This is a genomic window from Proteiniphilum sp. UBA1028 (assembly GCF_002316955.1).
Lineage (GTDB): Bacteria > Bacteroidota > Bacteroidia > Bacteroidales > Dysgonomonadaceae > Proteiniphilum.
This window is the reverse complement of record NZ_DCEN01000084.1, coordinates 10,675-17,757: the sequence shown is the minus strand read 5'-3', so window position 1 is coordinate 17,757 and position 7,083 is coordinate 10,675. Positions and strand designations below refer to the sequence as shown.

At 47.8% G+C, this 7,083-nt stretch carries 4 protein-coding genes; all 4 read right to left on the bottom strand.

The genetic code is table 11. From position 1 onward, the window contains the following. Window positions 1–18: 18 nt before the first annotated feature. Entirely contained in the window at window positions 19–2,634 is a 2,616-nt protein-coding gene (locus B3Z75_RS13430; protein WP_414702905.1) for a glycoside hydrolase family 2 protein, read from the bottom strand. Window positions 2,635–2,636: 2 nt separating this feature from the next. Further along, complete coding sequence (locus B3Z75_RS13425; RefSeq protein ID WP_294072817.1) at window positions 2,637–4,847, bottom strand: DUF5703 domain-containing protein; 2,211 nt, start codon at window positions 4,845–4,847, stop codon at window positions 2,637–2,639. 148 nt (window positions 4,848–4,995) lie between these two features. Further along, complete coding sequence (locus tag B3Z75_RS13420) at window positions 4,996–6,486, bottom strand: sialate O-acetylesterase (RefSeq protein ID WP_294072777.1); 1,491 nt, start codon at window positions 6,484–6,486, stop codon at window positions 4,996–4,998. A 19-nt stretch (window positions 6,487–6,505) separates the two neighbouring features. After that, the coding region (locus B3Z75_RS13415) for a glycosylhydrolase-like jelly roll fold domain-containing protein (protein WP_349676043.1) at window positions 6,506–7,083 on the bottom strand (578 nt) is incomplete at its 5' end.

Below are 7,083 nucleotides of genomic sequence, written 5' to 3'. Positions count from 1 at the left end.
ATTATTCGGTTTATTGCATTATTTTTTCTGATGTTTTTCACCAAAATCGGTTTGTTGCCGCTCCACCTCATCCAGGACTCTTCTTTTTTCCTCTTCACTGAGTTGTTCCGATGAACGTCCATTCCTTGTGGATGCACTTCCCTGAAAGCTTTCGCCTTCTTCCAGATAATTCAGCCGAAATAAAGGGGAGACACTTTCTATTTCTATTTCGGCAGGTGAAGGGGCATGGGTACCTTCGAACAGTACACGGGCACTTATTTTTATTTTCCCCGGAGTTTTGGTGGAACGCACCAACAGCGGTGCCGAGCCAAACTCAACTGCACGGGGATTGGCACTGATAGCTGCTCCCCCAACAATCGTTCCCTCCCCTTCCACGGAGAAGAAAATTTGTTCTTTCGCCAGCCTTCGTACATTGCCATTATCATCGGTCACCTCTGCCACAACGACCACGAAATCGGACCCGTCGGCAACCAGTGAAGTACCTTCGTTGTCAACGTATAGCCGAAGCTTTGTGGATCGCCTCGAGGGCATCTTTTTGGTCCTGGCCACCACCTTTCCATCTATCAATCCTTCGGCCACGATGCTTACTTTTTGCCAGTTTTTCTGTACATAGCTATATTCTCTCATTTCCCAGAAATCAAATACATCCTTAAACACCAGCGGTGCATAGGGAATTCCCCTGGTAACAGTTTCCACTTTTTCCAGCAGGGTGTCTGTCTCATAAACAATGAGCCGCACCGAATCGCAATTGCTGAAAACGACCACATCTTTGCCGGAGAAAGGAGTAATCTCATGGGCGATAAATACCATGGGACCTGTCTCTGCCACGGGATGGGAAGTGTGCGGATCTACCTGACTCTTAAACATCTGAAAGGCATACTTTGGCTGACGAAAAGCATCAAAAATCCCCCCGAAGTAGGGATCGGGGTGATACCCGCGCTGATGATCGAACGGATGCCATTGTGCGCCACCGATAAACTGTCCGGTAGTATTGAACATGGCACCATAGGATTCGGCCAGCGAGAGGGCTTGCACCAGTTGAGGCTGCTCACCCCAGCTCCTGGATGCCCTGTTGTTGTTATTGTGTGCATACCAGTCATCCACATTCTCTCCAAATTCACGCGTAAAGATACTCTGTTTTACCTTACCTTCGTCATTTGGCCATCCATAAACCAGCCCATAATGATCCGATACACCCTCGGAATGAAGATCGCCTGCCGCAACCGGTGCACCGGGATAGGGATACTCCTCTTTTGTGATTTTCAGTGCCTCCAGTGAGAAATCGAGCGGAAACCGGGTTTCATTTAAAATAGGCTCCCAAACGAGCACGGAGGGGTGATTTCTGTCACGTCGAATCATTTGCCGGTTATTTTGCTGCGCCAGACGTCCGAACTCCGGATCTTTATTCCAGTACTGCCATCCGGGTGTGGCCACAATGACAAACATGCCCAACTCATCGCATGCGTCCATAAAGGCGGGGTCCTGCGGATAATGAGCAGCACGGATGATTTCACATCCAGCATCGCGCAGTTTTTTTGCATCCCGCCAATGCTGTGAATTAGGAACCGCATTGCCCACATAGGCAAAGTCCTGGTGCCGGTTGGCTCCGATCAGTTGACCATAAGGTTTCCCGTTAAGATAAAAGCCATCCTTTCCCCGGAACTCCGCACTCCTTATGCCAATACGTGTCGTTCCGCCGTCCAAAGGCTTATCTCTTTCCAGCACCCTCGAATTGATCCGATAGAGGTATGGATTTCGGGGCGACCACAGGTTCGGATTTTCGAGGGTGATTTTTTGTTTCACTGTTTTATCCTTCCCCGGACCGAGCCGCACCTGACTCCTCTCCGACTTTAACACATTGCCTCCGGCATCGCACAGTTCGGTCAGTAAAACAACACTTCTGGTTTTGACATCGTTGTTTTCAATGTCGGTATCGATAAATATATCGGCACTTTTTTCACCAATACGATCAAAATGCACAAACACCCCGCCACCTGCAACCTTGTTTGCCTCCACCGCATTGGTTATGGCAACCCTCGATTTGGCAATCAGCCATACATCCCGGTAAATACCTCCGTGATAGGCAAAGTCGAGGGTATATTGTGGCTTTCCCGGCGGATAGCTCTTGTCGTCGCTGTTATCGGCATACAGCGCCACCAGACAGGTATCACCCGGCTGCACACCCGCATCGGTGAGTGATACAGAGAATGGGAGGTAGCCACCAATATGCTCTTTCACCTTCTTCCCGTTGAGATAAACGACGGACCTGCCCATGACCGCTTCAAACCAAAGAGAGAGTTCCCTGTTTTCCAGCGAAGAATCAACGACAAAGTGTTTTCTATACCAGACAGGTCCCTGATAATTACGGCCACCACTGGCTTCAGCCGGCATCAGTTCAACGGTGTGAGGAGTTGAAACAATCTCCCAGTCGGCATCATCCAGTCCGATTGATTCGCCATATTCAATGTTTCCCTTTTTAAAACGCCATCCGGGATTAAAATTTTGGATGATCCGTCCACTCTCCCTCAATTCAAAAAAACCGGCTGCGGACGTTTCCGGTATGCTCGCCTGCAGATTGAACCGAACCATAAAGAGCAGAAACATTACAGACAATATCGCAAGACTCTTTCTCATATTTAATTCTTTAACATATTTATCACATCTTTCTCTCTGGAGGATGGCAGGACATTCATCTTGTGCAACTTCCCATCCACCAGCTCTGCTTCGACAATGGTATTTTCAGGTAGATGGAGCCTGAAGCATACATCCCACTCTTTTGACCAGGAGGGAAAAAGGAAGATCTTCTCATCTGCTGTCTGCACAAGCATCTCCTGCAGGCCAATCATCCCACTTCCACCCCAGTTATGATCGGGTGCCCAATCAAACCCGGGACCCCAGAAAGCGGGAAAACGAAAAGGACCATCGGCCATTTTCAACAATGTCAGTCGCTTTGCCTCCTCCGTCAATCCAAGGCATGCGGCAAAAATATTATCCTGTTTCCACCCTACATGGCTCCTGAAACGAATCATATCCGGATCATACTTATAGGTATTGATAGCCAGCTCCAGATCCTCTTTTCCAATCCCGTAGCGCCGCCATGGAAATACCGGATATAGTTGCGGTGATTCCACATTGTTGATCCTCTCCCACAACTTCGCCGGGGCAATCATCTCTTTTCCATTCACCACGCGGGTTGTGAGCGGCGGAATACGGGACTGCATCTTTTTCCACCTCTCCTTGTCCACCGGGTGATTCTCAAGCGCAATCAGCTTCTCCAGCACTACGTGTAATGCCGAAACTGTCGAAGCAGCGTTATATGACATCTTGTAGGTTTCGCATGCCGTACCGGGATAGAGTATCAGGTGACCGTTCTCATCCCTGGATTTAGCTCCTCTTTGCATGGCAAGAAGCGTATAATGCTCATCAAAAAAGGTGAGGCAACTCTCTATGAACGGAATATATCTGGTAATATTGCTATCGTTGTATGCGTTTGTTTCCAATATCATCAGACAAAACTCCAGCACCGTATCCCACTGATACTCCAGCCAGGCATTATACTCTATTCCCCTGTCAAAATAGGAGGGCCTTTTCCAACCATATTCACTCGGATTGGGCAGGCCGAAGTTTTCCATCTGTTCGGTAAAACAGGCTCCCTCGTGGCCCCAATAGATTTGCGACCTGAGTTCTGCATTCTTCAAAAGACGAAGATAGAAATCGAACTGAGCGAACATCATATCATAGTCTCCGCTTTTCAGCATGGGGAAATATACCAGCCGCTGATTCTGTGCCGTGAACGTCCCCCCGCCCCATTTTCTGTAATCGGGAGTAAATGCCTGCGCTGAATCCACAGCGGAGGGATCGAATGTGAATAGGCCACCGTTAAATTTTGTGGGATAGCACCCATAGGCATTGCATCCCAACATGTAACGGAAAAGCTGGTAGTTTCTTCCGATTTTCCAGGATGCGGATTCCTTTTTTTTCCTGTCGACGATGATGTAACTTCTTTCCCAGAACTGTTTCCACCATCTTTCCGTTTCCAGTCTGGCTGACGGACTGTATGCCCGTGCCGATATGTTGTTTAAACCCTTCATCCAGTCGGCAACCGTCTCTTCCTGCTGGTTGTGCAGCGCTACATAAATACGATGTGTCGATGCCGGCCTTTTACTTCTGAAAGCCCAGTATCTGAAATCAGTATCCGCGTAGACATCGGTGCCCGAATGATTATACTGCAGGTTGTCTCCCCATAGTTTTCCACCGGAAATGAGGTTTCTTAACGGATTATAAAGCAGGGTTTTCACCGAGTCGAGCCCCTGTTGGGCTACCGTCACATCAAAGATAGTGGGGTCGTTGTTTTTGTGATAGAACGTGACAGCTCCCTTTTCCGGCTCCACGAGATCGCTCTTCGTATGTAAGCCGGCAGGTAAAGCCCATTTGTAGGAGTTCTGATTTCCTTCTCCCTTTCTGACTATTCTATCCTTGTGCCGCCAGTTTTCATAAAACACTTCAGTTTCAATTTTTTCGGGACTCGCTATCTCCAGATGGATTATCGGATTGAAGACATCAACCCAAACCCGGATTTTGGTGCTCCCTCCCGAAATTTCAATATTACCCTCCTTCAGCCTTAGCTCCTGCCGGAAGTTATGTTCTGTAAAAGGATTTGGTGTTAACCTAAGCCTTACGCGACCCAATTTAAGCAACGTGTTATTTTCGTCGAACGATCCACTGCGGGTGATATAAAAAAGAATATCATCATTCTCAGTCCACACGTTCAATCCGATATCTCCACCACCACAGGGCATCGATTCGTCGGAACCCGTGCTTTGGGTACGCCATAGGGGATTATACATGTCGATACCGACATGGCTCTGACGGTTCTCATCAGCAATTTTAACATGAGAAGACATGGCTGCAGCATGAGTAACTACTGTGGAAGAAGGGAAACAGTAAAAAGGCAAGCATGTAGCCAAACAAAAAAACAACAATTTCCAATTCATTTTACCAGTCATCAGTTCTGAAGGAAGAGACAGGAAGGCCCTCCGTGCCGTACAAATCCCCCTCTACATAATTCTCAAATGCGTAGCGTACAGCTACCGGATGCTTAACATCCTCAGATTGAACATATACTTTGCTTCTGTCGATCCAGGCTTTGGCAGGATAAAACACCTTGTCCTCACCAGCGACAGTAAAGTTGTTCAACTCCCCGTCTCGTGCGGTGAGCCACATTTCGGCCCTGTCGAAACTCAGCACACAGGTATCACCCTGGACCGACATCTCCTTATAAACGGGCGAATCGGCAGCAATTCCGTCAACATGATACGTTTTGGCCAGCGCTTGCAATGCAAGCCGTTCTCCCGCGACTCTTTTTTTTACCGGATGAATACCTTTCTCCATTCCTGCATCCAGCAATACGACCATTCCTGCATTTTCTATCTCTTTTTCCGCCTTCAGTTGTGCTTCCCGCAAATAGGCCGAGTTGATGACCTTTTCGCCTTCGGGGGTAATCAGTCCATATTCATAAGGTGCTATCTGACAATAATAAAACGGGAATGAACCTTGCCCCCACTCTGCCCGCCAACCCGCTACCATCGCTTTAAGCAGGTGTGTATAAGTTTCGTGGCGATCATAATTGGATTCTCCCTGATACCAGATCATCCCTCTTATGGCATACCCGGTCAACGGCGCAATCATCGCATTGTATAGTGTGGTGGGTGTTCTGTTTTTTTCGCGAATATCACTTTCATTTTCAGGTATTTCAACTTCCGGAAAAGAGGCCAGCATCTCACTACCCATCCATGACTCAACCCAGGAGCCGCCCCAGCTCGAATTAATGAGTCCTACGGGAACATTTAGTATCTCCTGCACCAGCCTTCCGAAATAGTAGCCGGTCGCACTGAACTCCCTTACTGAAACAGGTTCCGCAGCCGACCACTCGCCGCTAACATCCTCCTGAGGTACAATTGTGGAATTTCTTTTCACGGTAAACAACCTCAGTTCGGGGTTGGCAGATCGCAAGATATCCATGTTCGAATTCTCCACCGGCTGATTTTTAAACCCTTTCATCGGCATCTCCATGTTCGACTGGCCTGAACAGAGCCACACCTCACCGATTAAAATATCGTGGAGCGTAGTCCGGTTAGTCCCGGTACCTGTGGTAGCCACACTGCCCGAAGTAGTTGCACTGCCGGGGGCATTCCTCTTACCCTCTTCCTCAAAGGTAATGGAATAAGGCCCGCCGGCAGCCGGAGTTGCCACGCGTAACTTCCAGTTACCTTTTTCGTCCGACCGGGTAATATACTTTTTATTGTCCCATGAGGTGACGACCGTTATTTCACTGTTTTCGGATGATTTACCCCATAGTGGAGCGTTGGAGCGCTGTTGCAACACCATACCATCCGATATGAAGGCGGGAAAGCTGATTTCTTCAGAGAGCACCCATTGTGCCGAAAAGAGGAAGCCAATCAGGACGAAATATAAAATTCTGTTCATGAAATATGCATAACTTGAATTATTTATCGGATACAATCAATGTCAAGGGTCCAAGCAGTCCGGATGACTGTAATGGCTGATCGGCTATCCAGTAGGTAGCATTGGTCCATATATTATCGTCTTCAACCTCACCATCGCCGACTCCCTTTATCCTGTTAGCCCATCCGTTTACAACCCTTATATTCAATTTGTTTTCTCCTTTTTGCAAAGCTTTGGTTATGTTCACCCTATTGGGATATGTCCATGCCGTACCACAATGAATATTGTTCACATACACATCTGCCATATCAGGCAGATTACCCAAATCCAGATAAATCTTCTTATTCTCCGGTTTCATGTCGGACTGAAAAACCGTACTGTATAGGGCGGTTCCTGAATAATAACGTATTCTTTTATCCTCCTCCTTGCTCCAGTCGAACAACTCTTTCCGGCTAATTTGGAGTGCGGAATCCCGCTCAAAGCGGATATCCCATTCCCCTGTAATCAAGACAACCTGCTCTTCGGCAATATGACTCTCCACAGACAGTTCTGAAGTGGATATTCCTGAGGCATAATAATTTGAAGTTGTTTTAGCTGAAGTCGCCTTATCGGAAATGG

Coding starts and splice junctions, on each gene's coding strand:
- B3Z75_RS13430 (WP_414702905.1), bottom strand. CDS start 2,634: ATGAGAAAGAGTCTTGCGATATTGTCTGTAATGTTTCTGCTCTTTATG.
- B3Z75_RS13425 (WP_294072817.1), bottom strand. CDS start 4,847: ATGTATAATCCCCTATGGCGTACCCAAAGCACGGGTTCCGACGAATCG.
- B3Z75_RS13420 (WP_294072777.1), bottom strand. CDS start 6,486: ATGAACAGAATTTTATATTTCGTCCTGATTGGCTTCCTCTTTTCGGCA.